The organism is Streptomyces sp. NRRL F-2664 (assembly GCF_000719345.1).
Taxonomy (GTDB): Bacteria; Actinomycetota; Actinomycetes; order Streptomycetales; family Streptomycetaceae; genus Streptomyces.
Genome location: NZ_JOFX01000653.1, coordinates 1 through 207, shown reverse-complemented (window position 1 = coordinate 207; position 207 = coordinate 1). Strand labels below are relative to the sequence as shown.

Sequence of the window (207 nt, the reverse complement as noted above, 5' to 3'; positions counted from 1 at the left end):
GTGGCCTTGCGGACCAGCCCGTCCTGCAGTTCGAGGACGGCCGTCAGCCGGTGGCCGTCGCCGGAGCGCGGGGGTGCGGTGAAGACGACCCGGCCGTCGCTGTAGGCGACTTCTGTGGTGGCGCCGTAGGGGTCGGTGACAGACGTGAGCTGCCAGGTCTCCCCGGCCGGGGTGAAGGCGAAGTCGGTGCGGTTGCCGTGCCGGTCC

General features: G+C 72.5%; 1 protein-coding gene. It reads right to left on the bottom strand.

Annotated elements, in window-relative coordinates; all coding sequences use genetic code 11:
- Positions 1 to 207, bottom strand: a 207-nt coding sequence (locus IF89_RS40505) for a hypothetical protein (protein WP_043195269.1), incomplete at both ends; no start/stop codon positions are given.